A 21,888-nucleotide genomic window follows, 5' to 3' on the forward strand; every position below is an offset into this window, starting at 1 on the left:
GGAGCGGTCGCCGGAGCGACCACCTCGTCACACGCTGTGCCGGCGGCACCCGGGGCCTGCGAGGCTGGGTCCATGCACTCGGACCTCGACTTCACCGGCCCGCTGCGCGACGCGCTCGTCTCTGCCGACTTCACCTACGACCGCGTCGCCGAGGCGCTCGGCGAGGAGGCGCACCGGGCGCTCGGCCGCAACGAGACCCTGCCCGCGCTGCGGCGTACGACGTCGGGCGGGCCGCTCGACACGCTCGTGCGGCTGTTCCTGCTGCAGACCCCGGTGCCCCACGACGACGCCGAGCGGGCGCTGCCCGGACTGGTCGACCGGCTCTGCAACGCGGGGCTGCTCGAGCAGAGCGTCAGCGAGGTGGCCGCCCGCACGGACTGCCGCCCCTACGCCACCTCCGAGACGGGCGAGGACCGCGACCTCTGGGTCGTCTCCGACCTGACACCGGGCCTCGACGGCGCCCCGGTCGCGGTGGGCCCGGACCACGTGCTCGGCATCTCGAGCGCCTCGACCAGCCTGGCGCAGCTCACCATGCGCGAGCCGGTCGGCTCCGCCCTCGACCTCGGCACCGGCTGCGGCGTGCAGGCGCTGCACCTCGCCGCGCACGCGGGCTCCGTGGTCGCGACCGACGTCAACGCCCGCGCCCTGTGGATGACCCGGCTCAACGCCGCGCTCAACGGCGTCGAGGTCGACGTGCGCGACGGGTCGTTCTTCGAGCCCGTGCGGGGCGAGCGGTTCGACCTGATCGCCACGAACCCGCCGTTCGTGATCTCCCCGGCCACGGGGCAGCGGCTGGTCTACCGCGACTCCGGCCTGCCGGGCGACCGGGTCGTGGAGGACATCGTCCGCACGGGCCCGGACCACCTCACCGACGGCGGCTGGCTGCAGGTGCTCGCGAACTGGTCGATCGTCGACGGCCGCCCGTGGGACGAGCGGCTCGGCTCGTGGCTGCGCGACGACTGCGACGCGCTGGTCGTCCAGCGCGAGACGCTCGACCCGTCGGCCTACGTCGAGCTGTGGCTCAAGGACTCCGGCCACCACGGGGGCCCGGACTACGCCCGGCGCTACGACACCTGGCTGTCGTGGCTGGAGGAGGCCGGCATCCGCGGGATCGGCTTCGGCTGGATCAACGTTCGCCTCGGCGACGGAGCGAGGTCCGGGGGAGGCCGGCACGAGCTGCTCGAGTGGCCCTACGACGTCGAGCAGCCGGTCGGCCCGGCGGTCCACGCCTGGGGCGAGGCCGCCTCCGCGCTCCGCGGCCTCACCGACGACGAGCTGCTCGCCTGTACGCTCCGCGCCCGCGAGGACGTGCAGCAGGAGACCGTCGGCCGGCCGGGCGCCGAGGACCCGGAGGCCATCGTGCTGCGCCAGCAGCGGGGGTTCCGCCGCGCGCGCACGGCCGACACCGTCGAGGCGGCGTTCCTCGGCGCCTGCGACGGCGACCTCACCGTCGGCCGGCTCCTGGGCGCCCTCGGCACCCTGCTGGAGCGCGACGAGGCCGACCTGCGCGCGGCATACCTCCCCGCGGTCCGGGAGCTGGTCGCGGAGGGCTTCCTGGGGGTGGGCTGACGCCTGGTTCGGGGGATGCGGCGGGGGGCATCGGGTACTAGCGCCGCATGACGACACCCAGGATGGCCTCCCTGTCAGCGCTGCGCCCGGCCGCGGACGTCTACGGCGACGTCGTCACGGCCTACGTCGACGTCAGCCGCACCAACGAGAACGCGGCCCAGGAGATCGAGGTGCGCGCCGACAACCTGCGCCGTGAGCTGCTCGGCGCCGGAGCCGACGAGGCGGCCGTGGAGGCCGTCGCCGCGCGCGTCGTCGAGCCGACGGGTCACGGCGGCGAGACCTTCCGCGTGGTCGCGGCGAGTGGCGGCGAGCTGGTGACCGACATGGTGCTCGCCAGCGCGGTGCCCGCCCAGCAGCACCAGGGCCCGATCGCCCACCTGCTGGAGCTGGCCCGCGCCCAGGCCGACGACGTCCGCTACGCACTCGTCCGGGTGGACCGCTCGGGCGCGGACATCACGGTGGCCGGCACCGTCAGCCCCGTGCAGCGGGAGATGACGAGCGAGGGCGACCACGACGAGCTGACCAAGGTGAAGGTCGGTGGCTGGTCCCAGCGTCGATACCAGATGCGGGTCGAGGACTCGATCGAGCGCAACGCCGAGACGGTGGCCAAGGACCTCGACCGCCTCGCCGGCAACGAGCGGATCGACCTCGTGATGATCACCGGCGACCCCACCAGCGTCGCCAGCGTCCGGGACCAGGTGGGCACGCGGGTCGCCGAGCGCCTCGAGGTCCTCGAGCACGGCAGCCGCGCCGAGGGCGCCTCCGACGACCTCCTCGACGAGGAGGTGGAGGCCGCGATCCAGCGCTACCGCAGCGGGCGCATCGACGGCGTGCTCGACCGCCTCGGCGGCGGAGCCAAGGCGGTCGGCGTCGCCGAGACCGTCGAGGCGCTGCGGCGCGGCGAGGTGGAGACGCTCGTGCTGCTCCAGGGTGCCCTCGAGGACCGCGAGGCCTACGTCGGCCCCGAGCCGCTCCTGCTCGGCCACACGCCGGACGAGCTGACCGCGTTCGGCGTCGAGGACCCGGCGGCCACCCGCCTGGACGAGGCGATGGTGCGCGCCGCCATCGGCCAGGACGCCGACCTCCTGCCTCTGTACGCTCCGGTCAGCCTGCTGCCCGACGGCGTCGGCGCCGTGCTGCGCTTCGACACCCGGCCGGACCAGTCCGCCTCGTGAGCCGCCGACGGCCCGCACCCGACCACCCCACGATCGACGAAGGAGCCACCCATGGCTGAGAGCCACGTGAGCGACGACCTCTGGCAGGAGTTCCACACCGTGGTCAACATGACCTCCCGCGAGCTGTCCGACTGGCTGCGCGTCGAGGCGACCGGTGAGGGCGGTGAGCTGATCGAGCCGGACAGCGTGCTGCCCGAGCACGAGGTCGGCAACCAGGTGCTCGCCATCCTCGGCAAGCGCCGCACCGACCTGACCCCCGACGACGTCGACACCATGGAGCAGGTCGTCGCGCAGGTCCGCACGATCCGCGGCGACGAGCCCGAGCCCGAGGCGTACGACGACGACCTGCGGCGGATGCTGATGTCGTTCGGACACGACCCGCTCAAGCCCGCGGGGGCCTGACCCGACGCTCCCTCACCTGTGCCTGTGGACGCCGCGGGGTGGTGATCTCGGGATGTGGCGCTACCGTTGCGGCGCTGAGCAACACGAGGCAGCAACAGAGGGAGCAATCAGAAGTGGCAAAGCTCGTCATCGTCGAGTCCCCGGCCAAGGCCCGCACGATCGGCGGGTACCTCGGCTCGGACTACGTCGTCGAGTCCTCGATCGGTCACATCCGCGACCTGCCCAACAACGCCGCGGACACCCCGGCCAAGATCAAGGACAAGCCGTGGGGCCGCCTCGCGGTCGACGTCGACAACGGCTTCGAGCCCTACTACGTCGTGCCGCGCGACAAGAAGAGCCACATCGCCAAGCTGAAGAAGCTGGTCAAGGACGCCGACGCCCTCTACCTCGCCACCGACGAGGACCGGGAGGGCGAGGCGATCGCCTGGCACCTCCTCGACGAGCTCAAGCCGCCGAAGGGCCTGCCGGTCCACCGGATGGTCTTCCACGAGATCACCAAGCAGGCGATCCTCGCGGCGGTCGAGAACCCCCGCCAGATCAACGACGACCTCGTCGAGGCCCAGGAGGCGCGCCGGATCCTCGACCGCCTCTACGGCTACGAGGTCTCGCCGGTGCTGTGGAAGAAGGTCATGTCCGGCCTGTCCGCGGGCCGCGTGCAGTCGGTCGCCACCCGCCTGGTCGTCGACCGCGAGCGCGAGCGGATGAAGTTCCGCGTCGCCTCCTACTGGGACATCGACGCCACGTTCGACGCCGGCACCGGCCACGACCCGCGGATGTTCCCCGCCAAGCTCCACAGCGTCGACGACGTCCGCGTCGCCCGCGGTGCCGACTTCGACAACACCGGTGAGCTCAAGGGCAAGGCGGAGCGGGTCCACCTGTCGCGCGCCGACGCCGAGTCGCTGGCCACCGGCCTCGCCGACACGACGTACGCCGTCCGCTCGGTCGAGTCCAAGCCCTACCGCCGCTCGCCGTACGCCCCCTTCCGCACCACCACGCTGCAGCAGGAGGCCAGCCGCAAGCTCGGGATGAGCGCGAGCGTGACCATGTCGGTCGCGCAGCGCCTCTACGAGAACGGCTTCATCACCTACATGCGCACCGACTCCACGACGCTGTCGGACGCCGCGGTGGGCGCCGCCCGCGACCAGGTGCGCGAGCTCTACGGCGCGGAGTACCTCCCCGACTCGCCGCGGACCTACGCCTCCAAGGTCAAGAACGCCCAGGAGGCCCACGAGGCGATCCGCCCGGCCGGCGACACCTTCCGCACGCCGGCGCAGACCGGCCTGTCCGGCGAGCAGTTCCGCCTCTACGAGCTGATCTGGATGCGCACCGTCGCCTCGCAGATGAAGGACGCGGTCGGCAGCTCGGTGACGATTCGCATCGGCGGTGCCGCCGCCGACGGTCGCGACGTGGTGTTCAGCGCCAGCGGTCGCACCATCACCTTCCACGGCTTCCTCAAGGCCTACGTCGAGGACATCGACGACGCCTCCAAGCGTCGCGACGACGCCGAGACCCGGCTGCCCAACCTCACCGAGGGTGCCGCCGTCTCCGCGGCGACGCTGACGCCCGAGGGCCACGAGACCAAGCCGCCCGCCCGCTACACCGAGGCGACGCTGATCAAGGAGCTCGAGGACCGCGAGATCGGCCGCCCGTCGACCTATGCCTCGATCATCGGCACCATCCTCAACCGCGGCTACGTCTACAAGAAGGGCACGGCGCTGGTGCCGGCGTGGCTGGCGTTCTCGGTCGTGCGGCTGCTGGAGGAGCACTTCCCGCGCCAGGTGTCCTACGAGTTCACCGCCGACATGGAGGACGTGCTCGACGAGATCGCCGGCGGCCGCGCCGACCGGGCCACCGAGCTCGGCGAGTTCTACTACGGCGGCGGCGACGTCGTCGGCCTCAAGACGCTGGTCACCGAGCTCGGCGACATCGACGCCAAGGAGATGGCGACCTTCCCCATCGGGGACGGGATCGACCTCCGCGTCGGCCGCTACGGTCCCTACGTCGAGGGCCCGGCGCCCGAGGACGGCGACGGCGCACCCGTCCGCGCCAACGTCCCCGACGACCTGCCGCCCGACGAGCTCACCGTGGTCAAGGCGAAGGAGCTGCTCGCCAACCCCGCCGGCGAGGAGCAGGTGATCGGCAACCACCCCGACACCGGTCTCCAGATCGTGGCCAAGAACGGTCGCTTCGGGCCCTACGTCACCGAGGTGCTGCCCGACGACGCGCCCAAGTCGGCCAAGCCGCGCACCGGCTCGCTCTTCACGTCCATGACCCTCGACACCGTCAGCGTCGAGGACGCGGTCAAGCTGCTCGACCTGCCCCGCGTGGTCGGCGTCGACGACGACGGCACCGAGATCACCGCGCAGAACGGTCGCTACGGGCCCTACCTCAAGAAGGGCACCGACTCGCGCTCGCTCACCAGCGAGGACCAGATCTTCGACATCACCCTCGACCAGGCCAAGGCGATCTATGCCCAGCCCAAGCAGCGCGGTCGCGGTGCGGCCACCCCGCCGCTCAAGGAGCTCGGCAACGACCCCGTCTCGGGCCAGCCGGTGATCGTGAAGGCCGGTCGCTTCGGCGAGTACGTCACCGACGGCGAGTACAACGCCACCCTCCGCAAGGACGACACCGTCGAGTCGATCACCCTCGAGCGGGCGGCCGAGCTGCTCGCCGAGCGTCGCGAGCGCGGTCCGGCCAAGAAGGCGGCCAAGAAGGGCGCGAAGAAGGCCCCCGCCAAGAAGACGGCGGCCAAGAAGACCACCGCGAAGAAGACGGCGGCCAAGAAGACGACCAAGAAGGCTGCGGCCAAGAAGTCCTGACCGCCGCTCGAAGGGTCACCGCGGGAGTGCCACCGGCAGGCCGGCGGCCTTCCACGCCCGGAAGCCGCCGACGAGGTCGGTGGCGCGGTGCACCCCGAGCCGCTGCAGGGTGGCGGCCGCCAGGCTCGAGGAGTAGCCCTCGTTGCAGACGACCACGACGTGCAGGTCGTACGACGCAAGCGGCAGGCGCGCCTCGCACGCCGGGTCGAGCCGCCACTCGAGCACCGTGCGCTCGACGATGAGGGCTCCGGGCAGCTCGCCCTCGGCCAGCCGGTTGGCCTCGGGACGGACGTCGACCAGCACGGCGCCGGCCTGCTGCGCGGCGAGCGCCTCGGCGGGGGAGAGGCGGACGAGGTCCGCACGTGCCTCTGCCAGCAGGTCGTCGATGGTGTGGGACGCCGTCGCCATGGCTCCATCCGACCAGCGGCGGCCGGGTGGTCGCCACGCCTGAACGGGGGTGCCGGCTAAGCGGACGAACGGACCCAACGGTCGCGATCGCGGGCCCGCCGGGCGTACGGTCGCGGGGCGTCGGGGCGTACGGTCCGTTCGTCGTGCCAACCGGTGCGGCCGCAGGGCACCGAGAGTTCATCCCATCGTCACTGTTCCCGCGGCCCGGCTTCTCGCTACCGTGACCGCCACGGTGTGACCGCGTGGTCATGGGGGGCACGCGCGCCGCGGACGAAAGCGACCTCGATGGCCATCCCAGCCCGGACCGCCCTGCTCACCGCCCTCGCGCTGGTCGTCAGCCCGCTGCTGCTCGTCACCGGTACGGCGCCCGCGCACGCCGCCGTGTCGGTGTTCCCGGTGCCGACTAGCAACGCCGAGCTGGGCCGGATCACCACCGCGCCCGACGGCAGCATGTGGTTCCTGATGAGCGACGCCAACAAGGTCGGTCGCATCACCACCTCGGGGCAGATCCAAGAGTTCGCGCTTCCGCCGACCGACTCGAGCGTCGACGGCCCGGCCAAGGGCCTGGACGTCTCGCCGGACGGCTCGGTGTGGGTCACCACCGACCACGGCAGCAACCTGACTCGTCTCTCCAGCACCGGGCAGCTCCTCGCCGACTGGACCTTCCCCAACTACGACGGCTGCGTGAGCACGTGTCCCTACGGCGGCGAGGTCAGGGTCGGCCCGGACGGCACGGCCTGGGTCACCATGAACTACGGCAGCTCGTTCATCGTGAAGATGACCACGTCCGGCCAGCTGACGGCCTACAACAACTCGCCCGAGTGCGACGACGTCCTGGGGGAGGCCGCCGACGGGTCCATGTGGTGCCAGAACGGCAGCTCCTCCGGACAGGACACGATCACGAAGGTGAACGCAGACGCGAGCGGGGGGACGACCTACCCGCTGCCCAGCGACGCGACGTACCCCAACGGGCTCGCCGCCGGCCCGGTCGGCTCCATCTGGTTCACCCGCAGCAGCAGCGGGACCATGTTCACCAGCCCCTCGCGGGGCTCGATCGGCTACCTCGACCAGGCCAGCGGCGCGACGAAGATCTGGCAGACCGGGTCGCGCTCCGCCCCCACCGACCTCGTGCAGGGGCCCGACGGCCAGATGTGGTTCACCAACGTCGGCGCGGCGCCCGGCATCGGGCACATCGCGGCCAACGGCGTCGGCGCGATCAGCTCGGTGGGCAACTACGAGCCCACCTCGCTCACCTTCGGCCCCGACGGGGCGATCTGGTTCACCGACAGCAAGAACAACGCGATCGTCCGGGTGACCACCGACCAGCTCGGCGCCACCAACGTCGACCTCGGGGACGGCGTCACGATGCTCGCCCCCACCGCCCCGACCCCGCCGCCGCAGGCCCCCGCGGTCGTCGGCAGCGTGCCGAAGGTCAAGGGCGTCACGACCGTCAAGCGCGGCAGGCTGAAGGTCCCGGTCACCTGCCCCGCCGGCGTGGCAGCCGGCTGCACCGGCGCGCTGCGGGTGGAGCTGGCCAAGGGCGGCAAGGCGCTCGCGAAGCCGCGGGCCTACCGCGCCGCCGCCGGCACGAGGGCGAAGGTCGCGGTGAAGCTCTCCAAGAAGGGCCTCGAGCGGCTGCGCCCCGGCCGCGTCGTCGAGGTGCGGGTCGAGCTGACCGCGCCGGGTTCGGCGAAGGTGGTCGCGAAGCGGACGATCAAGGTGCGCCGAGCCTGAGCGGGGGGCGTGTCCCACCCCGCCCGTAGGGTGTGCGCGTGAGCGAGGGCGTGTATGCGGAGCGGGGACTCTTCGTCTGCTTCGAGGGCGGCGAGGGGGCCGGCAAGTCGACCCAGTCGCGCCTGCTCCGCGACTGGCTCGTCGAGCAGGGCCGCACCGTCCTGCTCACCTTCGAGCCCGGTGACACCGCGGTCGGCAAGGAGCTGCGCCGGATCGTGCTCGACCCGGCGACCGGCGACCTGTCCGACCGCACCGAGGCGCTGCTCTACGCCGCCGACAAGGCCGAGCACGTCGACCACGTCGTGCTGCCCGCGCTCGAGCGGGGCGAGGTCGTGATCACCGACCGCTACGTCGACTCGACGCTGGCCTACCAGGGGGCCGGGCGCACGCTCGACGTCGCCGAGGTCGAGGCGGTAGCGCGCTGGGCGACCGGCGACCTGCGGCCCCACCTCACCGTCGTCCTCGACCTCGCCCCCGAGACGGGGCTCGACCGCTTCACGGGCCGCGACCGCATCGAGGGCCAGTCGCTCGCCTTCCACCAGCGCGTGCGCCAGGGGTTCCTCGACCTCGCCGCCGCCGACCCCGACCACTACGTCGTCCTCGACGCGCGGGCGCCGATCGACGAGATCGCCGCCGCGATCCAGGCCCGTGTCGCGCCCCTGCTGGAGGACGCGTGACCAGCCCGGCCGGGAGCGGGACGCGCACCGTCTGGTCCGACCTCGTCGGCCAGCGCTCCACCATCGACGTCCTCCAGCATGCCGCAGCCGGGCAGGGCATGACCCACGCGTGGCTGATCACGGGCCCGCCGGGCTCCGGCCGCTCCAACGTCGCCCTCGCGTTCGCCGCCGCGCTGCAGTGCCGGCTCGGCGGGTGCGGTGAGTGCAGCGACTGCCGGTCCGTGCTGGCGGGCTCGCACCCCGACGTGAGCGTGACCCGGTCGGAGACGTCCACGCTCTACATCAAGGAGGTCCGCGAGCTGGTGCAGCGCTCGGCGCTCGCGCCCTCCCACGGCCGCTGGCAGGTCATGGTGATCGAGGACGCCGACCGGCTCGGCGACCCCGACCACGCCCGCGGCACCGGCAACGCCCTCCTCAAGGCCATCGAGGAGCCCACGCCCAAGACGGTGTGGCTGCTCTGCGCGCCGACGGTGCGCGACGTGCTGCCCACGATCCGCTCCCGCTGCCGCACCCTCACCCTGGCCACGCCCGGCACGTCCGACGTCGCCACCTTCCTGGCCCGCACCGACGGCGTCTCGGAGACGCTGGCGAGCTTCGCCGCCCGCGCGAGCCAGGGCCACATCGGCCGGGCCCGGGCCCTCGCCCTCAACGAGGAGACCCGGACGCGTCGGCGTGAGGTGGTCAGCATCCCCGCCCGGCTGACGTCCCTGGGCTCGTGCATGACCGCGGCGACCAACCTCGCCGAGCTCGCCAAGGAGGAGACCGAGGCGATCACCGCCGAGGCCAACGCCGCCGAGGTCGCCGAGCTGCAGTCGGTCTTCGGCTCCGAGCGCAAGGACACCACCTCCCGGGCCTACCGCGCCGCCCTCGCCGACCTCGAGCGGATGCAGAAGCAGAAGGCCAAGCGCCGCGTGCTCGACGTGATCGACCGGGCGCTGATGGACCTCGTCTCGGTCTACCGCGACGCCATCGCGCTGGCCGTCGGAGCCCCCGGCATGCTGGTCAACGAGGAGCTCCGCGGCGACGTCGCCGTCGTCGCCCGCGCAGCCTCGCCCGACCAGGTCCTGCGCATGATCGACGCCATCTTCACCGCCCGCGAGCAGATGCTCGAGTTCAACGTGCCGCCGCAGCTGGCGCTGGAGTCGATGACGGTCGCCCTGCAGCTCCCCGGCGGGCGCCCGTGAAGCGCGTCGTCGCCCTCGTCGTCGTGCTGGCGGTGGTGCTGGTGACCGTCGTGGCGGTGGGACTGTCGTTCCGCGGCGGCGACTCGTCGGCGCGCTCCGGTCCTCCTCCCACGCCGTCCCCGACCACCCCGCCGCCCGCCTCGGTGACGGAGCCGCCCGAGCCCGCGCTCGCCGACGTCTACTCCCAGCGCATCGACTGGCAGCCGTGCGAGACCAACGCCGACCAGGAGTGCGGTCTCCTCGAGGTCCCCGTCGACTACTCCGAGCCCGGTGGCGAGTCGATCGACCTGGCGCTCCTGCGCGTCCCGGCGAGCGGCGAGCGGCTCGGCTCCCTGGTGGTGAACCCCGGCGGCCCCGGCGCGCCCGGGACGTCGTACGCCGCCGCGGCCGGGCAGGTCTTCCGCGAGCCGCTCCTGCAGGCCTTCGACCTCGTCGGGTTCGACCCGCGCGGGGTCGGCCGGTCGGCGCCGGTCGACTGCCTCAGCGACGACGAGCTCGACGTCTACCTCGCCGGCGACCCGACGCCGGACACGCCGCAGGAGCAGGCCGACTACCGCACCTCGGTGCTGACCTTCGGCGACAAGTGCGCGCAGGGGTCTGGCCCCGTCGTCGCCCACGTCACCACCACGGAGGCGGCGCGCGACATGGACGTGCTCCGGTCTGCGCTGGGCGAGGAGACGCTGACCTACTTCGGCGCCTCCTACGGCACCAAGCTGGGCGCGACCTACGCCGAGCTCTTTCCCGAGCAGGTGGGCCGCTTCGTGCTCGACGGGGCGGTCGACGTCTCGCTCGACCCCCAGGAGCTGTCCCTCGAGCAGGCCACCGGCTTCGAGACCGCGCTGCGCGCCTACGTGCAGAACTGCCTCGACTCCACCGACAACTGCTTCCTCGGCGACAGCGTCGAGGAGGGCCTGGCCACCATCACCGGTCTGCTCGACTCGCTCGAGGACGAGCCGCTGCCGGCCGGCGACCGCGAGCTGACCGTGGGGAGCGCGTTCTACGGCATCATCACGCCGCTCTACAACCGCGACTACTGGTTCCTGCTGAGCAACGCGCTGGCCTCCGCCCTGGACGGCAAGGGCTCCGCGCTGCTGCAGCTCGCCGACGCGTACGCCTCGCGCAGCGGCGACGGGACCTACCTCGACAACTCCGTCGAGGCCAACTACGTCATCAACTGCCTCGACGACCCCGCGGCCGTGCCGTTCGACGAGGTGCCGTCGCTCTTCCCGGCCTTCGAGGAGGCGTCCCCGACGTTCGGGAGGGTGTTCGCCTGGGGGACGGCCGGCTGCCGCGGGATCGGCCTCGAACCAAGCGAGGAGCCGCTGACCATCCGCGGCGAGGGTGCGGCGCCGATCCTCGTGCTCGGGACCACGCGCGACCCGGCCACGCCGCTGAAGTGGGCGCGGGCGCTCTCCGCCCAGCTCCAGTCGGGCGTGCTCGTCGAGCGCGACGGCGACGGCCACACCGCCTACAACGCCGGCAACGCGTGCATCGACGCCGTCGTCGAGGACTACCTCACCGAGGGGGCCGTCCCCGACGACGGGACGACCTGCTGAGGGCCGCTGGCGGGCACTTCGTGCCGGTCTGACACGCCGAGCGGGCACTTCGTGCCGGTCTGACGCGCGACCGGGCACTTCCTGCCGGTCTGACGCGCGACCGGGCACTTCCTGCCGGTCTGACGCGCCGAGCGGGCACTTCCTGCCGGTCTGACGCGCCGAGCGGGCACTTCCTTGCGCAACGAAGCTGCCCGGTCGAGGTGCGGGACGGGCAGGAAGTGCCCGGTCGGGGGCAGCCCCACGTCATACGGACCCGCACCCACAGGTGCCGGTCCGTATGACGCCAGGATGCAAGGCCGAGGGCCTCAGCCCTCCAGGGCGGCGTCGAGCGTGATGTCGACCGCCGCCAGCGCCTTGCTGATCGGGCAGCCGGCCTTGGCCTGCTCGGCCGCGTCCTTGAACGCGGCGTCGTCGAGGCCGTCGACCTCGCCGCGGACCTTGAGCACGATGCCGGTCAGCTTGAAGCCGCCGGCCTCCTTGTCGGGGCCGAGCGTGACGTCGGCGGACACGTCGAGCGACTGGACGGTCCCGCCGGCCTCGGTCGCGATGTTGGACAGCGCCATGGCGTAGCAGGCGGAGTGCGCGGCGGCGACGAGCTCCTCGGGGCTCGTGGTCCCCTGCGCGTCGTCGGCGGCACGCTTGGGGAAGCTGACGTCGAAGGTGCCGGCGCCGGAGCTGGAGAGCTCGACCTGGCCGGATCCGTCCTGGAGTCCGCCGTTCCAAGCGGTGCGTGCGGAGCGAGTGGGCATCGTGCCTCCTGTGGTGAGGTGGTGCGGTCGCTCCCGAACCTAGCCGGTCGGGCCCACCCCGGATTTCGGTCCCAGCGGGCGCCATCCGTATAGTTGCCCGCGGTCCGCCGAGCACTGCTCGAGGGCTGCGCCGCCTTAGCTCAGTCGGTAGAGCGAGTCACTCGTAATGACTAGGTCGTCAGTTCGATTCTGACAGGCGGCTCTGACTCCCCCGGGGACCCGAGACCCTGGGGGAGTCTTCTACGTCAGACTGGTGGCATGAGCCTCGTCCTCGTCACCGGTGCGTCCACCGGGCTCGGCCTCGCGACCGTCACCGCGCTGCTCGACGCCGACCACGACGTCGTCCTGCACGCCCGCAGCGCCGACCGCGTCGAGGACCCCAGCGTCCTCGACCGCGTCGCCGGCACGGCGTACGCCGACCTGGCGGACCTCGACGCGACGGTGGGGCTCGCGGGTGAGCTCGACGGGTTCGGCCGGTTCGACGCGGTGGTCCACAACGCCGGGACGATGGACCGGTCGCTGGCGACGGCGGTCAACGTCGTCGCGCCCTACGTCCTGACCGCGCTGATGCGGCCGCCCGGGCGGTCGATCGTGCTGAGCAGCGGCATGCACCGCTCCGGCACGACGGACCTCCGGCGGGGCGGGAGCTACTCCGACACCAAGCTGTGGGTCACCGCCCTGACCATGGCGCTGGCCGGGCGGCGACCGGGGACGCTGTCCCACGCCGTCGACCCGGGCTGGGTGCCGACGCGCATGGGCGGGCGCAGCGCCCCGGACGACCTCGTGGAGGGCCACCGCACGCAGGTCTGGCTCGCGAGCGCGCCGGAGGAGGAGATCGAGCCGCGGACCGGCGGCTACTGGCACCACCACGAGAGCCGCGAGCCGCACCCCGCCACGCGTGACGCCGCCTTCCAGGCGAGCGTCCTGGAGCGCCTCGAGGGACTGACCGGGGTGCGGATCGACGACCGGGACTAGGGACGTCCCCCACCGGCCCGTGCCGGCCACCGAGCCAGCAACGGTGGCCCACCTGAAACGGTTCATGCGGAGTCAGCGCCCCGACGAAGATCGGTTATGACCGATTCCGGTCACCGAGGCCGCGACGGTTGACACGTTTCAACGCGGCGTCGGAAGGTGTGTGAGCGGCGTCACGTGCCGTGTTGGAGTCCACCACCTCGGAGGTAGCAGTCCATGAACGACCCGACATCCAGGTCACGCCGCCTCGGCGTCGCCCTGGCCGCATCCACCGCGCTGGCGCTCAGCGCCTCGGTGTGGCCCGTCAGCACGGCGAGCGCCGCGGACGGCACCCGTCCCGCCGCGCCTGAACGGCTGGTGGTCGACGACCTGGCGGCGCCGCTGGACGCCAGCACCCGGCCCCGCTTCGGCTGGCTCCCGCAGGACGTGGACGCCAACGAGGTGCAGACGGCCTACCGGATCCAGGTGAAGGATGCCGAGGACCGCATCGTCTGGAGCTCCGGCCGGGTGATGTCGGCGCAGCAGTCGTACGTGCCCTACGGCGGCCCCGAGCTCGAGCCGGGGGAGGCCTACACCTGGCGCGTGCGCACCTGGGACCGCGACGAGCGCCACTCGCCGTGGTCGGCGTGGACGCCCTTCGAGACCGCGATCGGCGACGACGACTGGGGGCAGGCCTCCTGGATCCGGCGTCCGCCCGGCAACCCGGACGCCCTCGCGATCAGCACCGTGGACGGCCGGGGCCGGGTGAGCGGCGGAAACGTCTCGCTGGCGAAGCCCGGGACCGAGTGGACCGACTACGTCGTCACGATGGACGTCACGCCGGTGAGCCGTGCCGCGGCAGTGGTGTTCCGCGCTCCCGACAGCGCGACGGGCTACATGTGGCAGCTCCACGCCAACGACAACGCCATCAAGACCCACCGCATGGTCGCGGGTGCCTTCCCGACCGACGCGCGACAGACGGTCCCCCACGTGATCGACCCCGGTGTGACCTACGAGCTCAGCATCCGCGTCGAGGGGCAGACGTTCCAGACGAGCATCGACGGCCAGGTCGTCGACACCTGGACCGACCCCTCCGCCACCGGGTCGCGCGCGGGGACGATCGGCTTCCGCCAGGCCAGTGGCGAGGTCGCGGACTTCGACGACATCGAGGTCACCTCGCTGGACGGCGCCACCACGCTCTTCTCCGAGGACTTCTCCGGTGACCTGTCGCAGTGGGTGCGCGGCTCGACGGCGCAGGAGGCCGACGAGAGGACGTACGCCCGCACCGAGGTCGACGTCCCGGCCGGCCGGATCGTGAGGGCCCGCAGCTACCTCGCGGCGAGCCACACCGCCGCGCTCTACCTCGACGGCGAGCGCGCCGACCGGATGAGCAACTACCGCTACCCCGGCGAGGGCTACTACCAGGTCGCCGACGTCACCGACCTCGTCACGGCGGGCGAGCGCCTGTCGGTCGGTGCCCACCTCCACTGGCTCAGCGGCGGCCAGGGACGCGCCGCCGGCGTCCCGGGCCTGCTCGCTCGCGTCGTCGTGGACTACGCGGACGGGTCGAGCTTCGTCGTCACCACCGACGGCAGCTGGAAGGTCCGCCGCGGACCGTTCGTCCTCGTCGGCACGCGCAACGGCGAGGGGCTCTACGTCGAGCACCAGGACGGCCCGGCCGCGCGGGCGATCGGCGCCTGGACCGAGGTCGGGTACGACGACAGCAGCTGGTCCGACGCCGTCGTGGTCGGACAGCACCCCACGGCGCCGTTCACCCACCTCGAGCCCCAGCAGACCCGCCTCACCGAGACCGTCGTGCGTCCCGAGCGCATCCTGGTGGCGGCCGACGGGACCCCCGTCGCCGACTTCGGCAAGGTCGTCCCGGCCCGTCCGGCGGTGCACTTCGAGCAGGGCGTCGAGGGCCGCGTGGTGCAGATCCGCGCGAGCTACGGCCTCGCGGAGGGCGGCCGGGTCTCCACCAGCGGCGTGGACACGCAGGGGACCAACATGTCCTTCCCCTACACGCAGGTCGCCGGCGAGCAGGACTACCGGGCGTTCGGGCACCTCGGCTTCCGCTACCTCGAGATCCCCGGTGCGGAGGAGGAGATCACCGTCGACGACGTCAGCGCCACGGTCGTCACCACCGCCTACCCCGAGGGCGGCACCGCGACGTTCGACTCCTCGGACCCGACCCTCGACGCCGTGTGGGACATGATGGCCCGCTCGCTGGAGTACTCCGTGCAGGAGACCTTCGTCGACACCCCGACGCGTGAGCAGGGCCAGTTCCTGCACGACACCGTCAACATCTCGTACGGCCTGATGGCCAGCCACCACGAGCGCGCGGCGACCCGGCAGGCGATCCGCGAGTTCATGCTGAGCCAGCAGCGCTACTGGAACGCGGGCAACGACGCCGGCCGCTACAACGCCGTCTACCCCAACGGCGACGGCAAGCGCGACATCCCCGACTTCACCGAGGTCGTGCCGGACTGGATCTGGCGCTACTACATGGAGACGGGCGACACCGCGGTCCTCGAGGACACCTACGACGAGCTCGCCGCGACCGCGGGCTACGTCCGCCGCCACATCGCCACCGCGGGAGCCACCCAGGGACTGGTGACCCGGCTCTCCGGTGGCAGCGGCCAGTACCTCCACGGCATCGTCGACTGGCCGGCTCACGGCCGGTTCGGCTACGACATGGCGGCCGCCGCCCGCACCACGGTCAACGCGCTCGGCGTCGACGTGCTGCGCAAGGTGGCCCTGGTGGGCGAGGCGCTCGGCCGTCCGGCCGCGGAGGTGCAGTCCTACCGCGCCGACGCGGACGCACTGGCGGCCCGGATGAACGCGACCCTGCGCCGCCCGGACGGCACCTACGTCGACGGGCTCCTCGAGGACGGCTCGCAGAGCCCGCACGCCGGGCAGCACGCGACGTCGTACGCCGTCGCGCTCGGGATCGCCCCGGCAGACGACCTGCCCCGGCTCGGCGCGCACCTCGGTGCCATGGGGATGAAGCAGGGACCGATGACCGCGCACTGGCTGGTCGAGGCCCTGGCCGACTCCGGCCGGGACGAGGACCTGCTGAGGGTGCTCACCAACGAGGAGGACTACGGCTGGGCCGGCTGGCTGGCCGACGGTGGCACCTTCACCCCGGAGTCGTGGGAGCTGAGCGGGTCGGCCAACAGCGCCTCGCACGGCTGGGGCTCCCGCTCGATCGTCCACCTCCTCGACTCGGTCCTCGGCATCGAGGTCACCGCTCCCGGCGGCAAGGAGCTGCTCGTCACCATCCCGGGCACCGGCCTCACGCACGCCGAGGGGTCGCAGCTCACGCAGCACGGCCGGGTCTCCTCCGACTGGACGCGTTCGGCGGCCGGCACCACGCTGACGACGACCCTGCCCGTGAACACCACGGCCGTCGTGGAGCTCCCCGCCCCGACGGGCGAGCAGTACGTCGTCCGCGGGCCGGACGGAGCCGAGGCGCAGTCGCTCGGAGCAGCCGACGGCGTCGTCCGGTACGAGGTCGGGTCGGGCACGTGGACCTTCGAGACCTCCACCTCGACGCCGACCGGGACGCCGTCGCCGACCGAGACGCCCACCCCGACCACGACGCCCACCACAACGCCCACCCCGACGCCCACCCCCACCCCCACGCCCGTCGTGGAGCCGTCGGTGCGGGTCGAGCCGGGGACGGTGCGGGCCGGGAAGAAGCTCAAGGTCGTCGGCCGCGACGTCGCGGTGCGCCGGGTGGGCATCACGCTCGGGGGACGCAGGCTCGCCTCCGCGAAGGTCGAGGACGGGCGCTTCGCCGTCCGCACGGCGGTGCCGAAGCGGCTGAAGGGCAGGCTCGTCCTCCGGGTCCTCGACCGGGACGGGGAGGTGCTGGCCAGGACCACCGTGCGGGTGCTGAGGGCGAAGAGCCGGTAGTCGCACGTCTGACGGGTCGCCGAGGGGCCGCGCCGACAGGTGCGGCCCCTCGTGGCGTCCCTCGTGGCGTCCCTCGTGGCGTCCTCGCGGCGTCCTCCGGGCTCGCCGGAATGAACACCCGGCCGCGCCCGTTCACCCCACCATGACGACCATCGGACTCATCGGCAGTGGACACATCGGCAGCACGGTCGCCCGGCTGGCGGTCGATGCCGGGCACGAGGTCGTGCTGAGCAACAGTCGCGGCCCCGAGACGCTCGTCGACCTCGTCGCCGACCTCGGTGACAGCGCGCGGGCCGCGACGGCCGCGGAGGCCGCCGAGGCGGGCGACGTCGTCGTGGTCACCGTGCCGCTGAAGGCCTACCGGCAGGTGCCCGTCGAGCCGCTGCGCGGCAAGGTCGTCATCGACACCAACAACTACTACTCGCAGCGCGACGGCCACATCGCCGAGCTCGACGACGACTCGACCACGAGCTCCGAGCTCCTCCAGGCCCACCTGCCCGACTCGCACGTCGTGAAGGCCTTCAACAACATCGCAGCTGCGCACCTCGGCAGCCTCCAGCGCCCTTCGGGCGACCCGGAGCGCTCCGCCCTGGCGATCGCCGGCGACGACGCCGCGGCCAAGGAGGCGGTCGTCGCGTTCCTCGACTCCATCGGCTACGACGCCCACGACGCCGGGCCGCTCGCCGAGGGCTGGCGCTACCAGCCCGACACCCCGGCATACGGTCAGCCGTACGTCGCTCCGGGCGCGCAGGACTTCGCGACGGGCACCCGGCGGGCCACCGCCGACGACCTGCGCGCGGCTCTGGCCGCGGCGGTGCGACGCCGCGACACCTGACGCCTCGGGTCCGCGCCGGCCGGGCCTAGGAGCTGCTGACGCGCTCGGCGGGTCGCACCGGGTCCAGCCGGTGCCCCGTGGCCCAGGCCCCGATCCGGAACGCCGCGATCGCGATGGCCACGCCCGCGAGGTCGTCGGCGATGTAGTGCCAGCCGAAGTAGAGCGTGGCCACGACGGTCGCGGCGAAGTTGAGCCAGAAGACGGTGCGGATCGTGCGGTTCGCGATCGTAGCGCGGGCCATCAGGGCCCACAGCAGCGCGATCGCGGTGTGCAGGCTCGCGAACCCGGCCACGCCCTGGTAGTCGCCGTCGCCCCAGAGGAAGCCCTGCCGGGCGTGGACCAGCGAGTCCATGAGGTCCGACGTGCCGTTGGGCGTCAGGTCGGTCGTCAGCCAGGGGTACATGATTCCCGGCCCGAGCGTCGGCAGCAGGTAGTACGACGCCGCGCCGAGCGTCCAGGCGATGCCCTGCGCAGTGACGAACCACCAGCCGTAGCGGATGTTGGTGGACCACACCAGCCAGACGGTGACGAGGATCGCCACCAGCGGGATGTAGGTGAGGTAGACCGCCGACAGCAGGTGCGCCACCACGCCGGTGCCGAGGACATCCTGGAGCACGGTGGCCGGGTCATGCCCGAGGAGCAGCAGCCGGTCGAGCACCCTCAGCTCGCGGTCGTACTTCACGTCGCGCACCAGCGGCAGCACCGACTTGAGGTTCCGGTAGGACACGTAGATGACGTAGAACGCCGAGATCCCCACGACGACGAGCCGCAGCCGCGGACCCGTCCAGTGGGTGCGCAGCCGGTGGCGCACCGCGTCGACCGTGCGCACCGGGTCGAGGCGGCCCTGCCACAGCGCGCGGGGCAGGAGGTCGGCCACGATAGCCGCCGCGCACAGCACCGGGAGCCGCACCCACGACGGCCCGAGGAAGCTGCCCTCGGGGTCGGCGATCGGCCGGTCGAGCAGCAGGCTCGCGGCGAACGCGAGGGCGCCGATGACGAACGCGTTCGCGACGAGGAAGGTCGAGGCGCGCCGGGGCATGGAGTCCGTGGTCGCGACGGCCGCGGCCTCGTGCTGGGTCGTCACTGCCATGACGGTGCGCTCCTCTCGGACGAGCGGTGGGCATGGGACTGCTGGGGCGGTTCGAGGTGTGCCGGCCGGGTGCCGCGACCGGGCGCAGGCACTCGACGCACCCGCCGTCCAGCACGCGGTGGCCGCACGTGCGCCGGACATGCAGGGGGAAAGACAAGTGTGCCCGAGACGGCCAAGGGCAGGCGAATGCGCGCTCCTCCGGCCGCGCCTGATCCGGTCGGAACGTCAGCGCGACCCGGGCACCTGCTCGGACGCCACCCACGACGCCAGCAGCCGGAGGCGCTCGGCGGAGGGGGAGCCGGGCTCGGCGGTGTAGACGAGCAGCACCAGGCCGGGCTCGGCGGTGACCGCCAGCTCCTCGTAGGCGAGCGTGACCTCGCCGACGACGGGGTGGGCGAACCGCTTGGTGCCCGCACCGTGCGTGCGCACGTCGTGGTCGGCCCACAAGCGGCGGAACGTCTCGCTGCGGGTGGACAGCTCGCCGACGAGGTCCTGGAGCTCCCGGTCGTGCGGGTCGCGTCCCGCCTCGGTGCGCATGATCCCGACGCACATCGCGGCGAACGCCTCCCAGTCCGGGTAGAAGTCGTGCGAGGCGGGATCGAGGAACTGGAAGCGCGCGAGGTTGGGTGTCCGTCCCCTGCCCTGCTCGCCCTCGCCGATGACAGGGGAGTAGAACGCGCGGCCCAGGGCGTTGGTCGCCAGCAGGTTCTGGCAGGGGTCGCGGACGAGGGCGACCCCGTCGGTGACGGCGTCGAGCGCCCACCGGAGGCTCATCCGGGACACGGCGCGGGCCGGCGTACGCCGCCGCGCGCGGCTCGAGGCGGGGATGCCATCGGCGGCGCGGGCGAGGTCGAAGAGGTGGGCCCGCTCGGTCTCGTCGAGCTGCAGTGCGCGGACCAGCGCCTCGAGCACGCTCGCGGAAGCTCCGGCGATCTGGCCGCGCTCGAGCCGTGCGTAGTACTCCACGCTGAGGCCGGCGAGCGTGGCCACCTCGCTGCGCCGCAGGCCGGGCACCCGGCGCGAGCCCGTGGTCGCGAGCCCGACCTGGTCCGGGGTGATGCGGGCGCGGCGCGTGGTGAGGAACTCGCGCACCTCCTGCCGGTTGTCCACGCACCGAGCGTAGGCCGGCCGGGGCGGCGGCGGGCGCTCGAGAGGTGTCCTGTCAGTACGCCCCTCGGCAGGGACTCCCTCACTGACGTCCTGACGCGTTGACTCGCTGTCGTGACGACCCGCGACCCCGTACGCGCCCCCGGCGCGCGCCTGGCGGCGGTCGCCCTGGCCGCGACGCTCGGTGCGTGCGGCGGCGGAAGCACCGGGTCGAGCACCGCGCCGAGCGGGCCCACGGGCGCCGACGACCCCACGGCCAGCACCAGACCCACCCCCGACCTCACGGAGGACGACATGCAGGTCCGCATCACCATCGGCGACCGACGATTCACCGCGACCCTCGACGCCAGCGCCGCAGCCGCCGACCTCCTCACGCAGCTGCCGGTGACCGTCGACATGACCGACCACGGCGGTGTCGAGAAGACCGGACCGTTGCCGGCTCCGCTGTCCCTCGACGGCCAGCCGGACGGCGCCGACCCCGACGTCGGTGACCTCGGCTACTACGCGCCGGGCCACGACCTCGTCCTCTACTACGGCGACCAGTCCGCCTTCCCCGGCATCGTGGTCCTGGGCCGCCTCGACGGAGACGCCGCCGCGAGGATCGCCGAGATCGACGGACCGGTCACCGCGACCGTCGAGGCGGGGTGAGCGCCGTGCAGCTGCAGGACTTCCTCGACCACGTCGCGACCGGTGCGGTCATCGCGGGCGGCTCGGAGCACCACGTGTTCATGCACCACGCCGCCCAGGACGCCTTCCGGATCACCGCCGAGCTGAACGCGGGCTACCGCACGCCCGAGGAGGTGCGCGCGCTCCTCGGCCGGCTCACGGGCCGGCCGGTCCACCAGTCGGTCACCGTCTTCCCCCCGTTCCACAGTGAGTTCGGCAAGAACCTGTCCCTGGGCGAGGACGTCTTCATCAACCTTGGGTGCCGCTTCCAGGACACCGGCGGCATCACGATCGGGGACGGCACCCTCATCGGTCACGGCAGCACCGTCACCACGCTGAACCACGCGGTCGACCCGCACCGGCGCGCCGACATGGTCCCCGCTCCGGTCGTCATCGGGCGCAAGGTGTGGCTCGGCGCCGGGGTGACCGTGGTGCCCGGGGTGACGATCGGCGACGGCGCCATCGTGGGAGCCGGTGCCGTGGTCACCAGGGACGTGCCGCCGGACGTCGTCGTCGCCGGCGTCCCGGCGCGTCTGGTCAGGGCGACCGGTCACGACGTGAGCGCTCCGGGCTAGACCCGGCCGGTGCGATCAGATCACACCGCGGCGCACGGCCTCCACGATCACCTCGATCGTGGTGTGCACACCGAGCGAGTCCCGCAGCACCCCCAGGCGGCGGTCGACCGTGGAGGGGGAGCACCCGAGTCGCGCGGCGACCTCGGTGCGCGGCGTGCTGCGCGCCAGCAGCTCGACGATGGCGACGTCACGGCTGTTCCACCGCGGAGGAACGCCCGCGGCGTTCGGCTCGTCCGTCGGGGCCCCAGCGCCGTCCGCGCCGGCGCCCGGACGTGGTGAAACGATCAAGTGGACGTCGTCCCGGATCCGCATGTCCTGAGTGGACGGCACCGGGGCCGGCAGTGTCAACAGGGAATGGACTGGCGGGGTGAAGTGACCGGTTCTCCTCACTTGCAACGTTTCAACGATGGTGCCTACTGTGATGGCCATCACGCGGTCCGGCTGCGGGCCCACCACCGTCCCGCGAAGGGTCC

The 21,888-nt window shown here is 72.8% G+C and carries 18 protein-coding genes and 1 tRNA gene; 14 read left to right on the forward strand and 5 right to left on the reverse strand.

Annotated elements, in window-relative coordinates; genetic code table 11:
* Positions 1-72: 72 nt before the first annotated feature.
* From HN031_RS08970 to topA, 4 genes are all read left to right on the forward strand, one after another.
* Entirely contained in the window at positions 73-1,569 is a 1,497-nt protein-coding gene (locus tag HN031_RS08970) for a class I SAM-dependent methyltransferase (RefSeq protein ID WP_172269102.1), read from the forward strand.
* A 47-nt stretch (positions 1,570-1,616) separates the two neighbouring features.
* Positions 1,617-2,744, forward strand: coding sequence for a Vms1/Ankzf1 family peptidyl-tRNA hydrolase (locus tag HN031_RS08975; RefSeq protein WP_172269105.1), 1,128 nt, complete (start codon positions 1,617-1,619; stop codon positions 2,742-2,744).
* A 51-nt stretch (positions 2,745-2,795) separates the two neighbouring features.
* Positions 2,796-3,146 carry a DUF3140 domain-containing protein gene (locus HN031_RS08980; RefSeq protein WP_172269108.1) on the forward strand — a complete coding sequence of 117 codons (351 nt, stop codon included), beginning with the start codon at positions 2,796-2,798 and terminating at the stop codon, positions 3,144-3,146.
* A gap of 113 nt (positions 3,147-3,259) precedes the next feature.
* Positions 3,260-5,965 (forward strand): type I DNA topoisomerase, encoded by a 2,706-nt coding sequence (gene topA / locus HN031_RS08985; protein ID WP_172269111.1) that lies wholly within the window; start codon positions 3,260-3,262, stop codon positions 5,963-5,965.
* 15 nt (positions 5,966-5,980) lie between these two features.
* On the opposite strand, the gene HN031_RS08990 is transcribed toward topA, so the two are convergent.
* On the reverse strand, positions 5,981-6,373 hold the full coding sequence (locus HN031_RS08990; protein ID WP_172269114.1) for a rhodanese-like domain-containing protein: 393 nt from the start codon (positions 6,371-6,373) through the stop codon (positions 5,981-5,983).
* 285 nt (positions 6,374-6,658) lie between these two features.
* Here HN031_RS08990 and HN031_RS08995 point away from each other — a divergent pair, with 285 nt between their 5' ends.
* From HN031_RS08995 to HN031_RS09010, 4 genes are read left to right on the forward strand one after another with little or no spacing between them, the layout of a single operon-like run.
* Positions 6,659-8,107, forward strand: a complete 1,449-nt coding sequence (locus HN031_RS08995; protein WP_172269117.1) for a hypothetical protein — start codon at positions 6,659-6,661, stop codon at positions 8,105-8,107.
* Positions 8,108-8,145: 38 nt separating this feature from the next.
* On the forward strand, positions 8,146-8,784 hold the full coding sequence (gene tmk, locus HN031_RS21480; RefSeq protein ID WP_172269120.1) for a dTMP kinase: 639 nt from the start codon (positions 8,146-8,148) through the stop codon (positions 8,782-8,784).
* The gene (locus tag HN031_RS09005) at positions 8,781-9,968 is read left to right on the forward strand and encodes a DNA polymerase III subunit delta' (protein WP_172269123.1); all 1,188 of its coding nucleotides are present in this window, start codon (positions 8,781-8,783) and stop codon (positions 9,966-9,968) included. Before tmk ends, HN031_RS09005 begins: the two co-directional genes overlap by 4 nt.
* On the forward strand, positions 9,965-11,524 hold the full coding sequence (locus HN031_RS09010) for an alpha/beta fold hydrolase (protein ID WP_172269126.1): 1,560 nt from the start codon (positions 9,965-9,967) through the stop codon (positions 11,522-11,524). The genes HN031_RS09005 and HN031_RS09010 overlap by 4 nt, the downstream gene beginning before the upstream one ends.
* Positions 11,525-11,829: 305 nt before the next feature.
* On the opposite strand, the gene HN031_RS09015 is transcribed toward HN031_RS09010, so the two are convergent.
* Positions 11,830-12,273: an OsmC family peroxiredoxin gene (locus HN031_RS09015; RefSeq protein WP_172269129.1), complete on the reverse strand. Its 444-nt coding sequence runs from the start codon at positions 12,271-12,273 to the stop codon at positions 11,830-11,832.
* 129 nt (positions 12,274-12,402) lie between these two features.
* Here HN031_RS09015 and HN031_RS09020 point away from each other — a divergent pair.
* The 4 genes from HN031_RS09020 (at position 12,403) to HN031_RS09035 (ending at position 17,977) form a co-directional block, all read left to right on the forward strand.
* Positions 12,403-12,475, forward strand: a tRNA-Thr gene (locus tag HN031_RS09020).
* Between the two features lie 56 nt (positions 12,476-12,531).
* Positions 12,532-13,248, forward strand: coding sequence for an SDR family NAD(P)-dependent oxidoreductase (locus HN031_RS09025; RefSeq protein WP_172269132.1), 717 nt, complete (start codon positions 12,532-12,534; stop codon positions 13,246-13,248).
* A 213-nt stretch (positions 13,249-13,461) separates the two neighbouring features.
* Positions 13,462-17,142: a family 78 glycoside hydrolase catalytic domain gene (locus HN031_RS09030; RefSeq protein ID WP_172269135.1), complete on the forward strand. Its 3,681-nt coding sequence runs from the start codon at positions 13,462-13,464 to the stop codon at positions 17,140-17,142.
* Between the two features lie 142 nt (positions 17,143-17,284).
* Positions 17,285-17,977, forward strand: a complete 693-nt coding sequence (locus tag HN031_RS09035) for an NADPH-dependent F420 reductase (RefSeq protein ID WP_172269138.1) — start codon at positions 17,285-17,287, stop codon at positions 17,975-17,977.
* Between the two features lie 25 nt (positions 17,978-18,002).
* Here HN031_RS09035 and HN031_RS09040 read toward each other — a convergent pair whose 3' ends face one another.
* Complete coding sequence (locus tag HN031_RS09040) at positions 18,003-19,067, reverse strand: phosphatase PAP2 family protein (protein ID WP_253943040.1); 1,065 nt, start codon at positions 19,065-19,067, stop codon at positions 18,003-18,005.
* A 225-nt stretch (positions 19,068-19,292) separates the two neighbouring features.
* Positions 19,293-20,177 carry a helix-turn-helix domain-containing protein gene (locus HN031_RS09045; RefSeq protein WP_172269141.1) on the reverse strand — a complete coding sequence of 295 codons (885 nt, stop codon included), beginning with the start codon at positions 20,175-20,177 and terminating at the stop codon, positions 19,293-19,295.
* 111 nt (positions 20,178-20,288) lie between these two features.
* Between HN031_RS09045 and HN031_RS09050 the strand changes: the two genes are divergently transcribed.
* Together HN031_RS09050 and HN031_RS09055 are read left to right on the forward strand one after the other, a co-directional pair.
* A complete protein-coding gene (locus HN031_RS09050) occupies positions 20,289-20,822 on the forward strand; it encodes a cyclophilin-like fold protein (RefSeq protein WP_367650705.1) in 534 nt (177 codons plus the stop codon).
* Positions 20,819-21,415, forward strand: coding sequence for a DapH/DapD/GlmU-related protein (locus HN031_RS09055; protein WP_367650706.1), 597 nt, complete (start codon positions 20,819-20,821; stop codon positions 21,413-21,415). Before HN031_RS09050 ends, HN031_RS09055 begins: the two co-directional genes overlap by 4 nt.
* A 15-nt stretch (positions 21,416-21,430) precedes the next feature.
* Here the strand turns inward: HN031_RS09055 and HN031_RS09060 are convergent, their stop codons facing one another.
* Positions 21,431-21,847: a hypothetical protein gene (locus tag HN031_RS09060; RefSeq protein WP_172269144.1), complete on the reverse strand. Its 417-nt coding sequence runs from the start codon at positions 21,845-21,847 to the stop codon at positions 21,431-21,433.
* Between the last annotated feature and the right edge of the window lie 41 nt (positions 21,848-21,888).

This window comes from Nocardioides sp. zg-1308 (genome assembly GCF_013155375.1).
Classification (GTDB): Bacteria; Actinomycetota; Actinomycetes; order Propionibacteriales; family Nocardioidaceae; genus Nocardioides; species Nocardioides renjunii.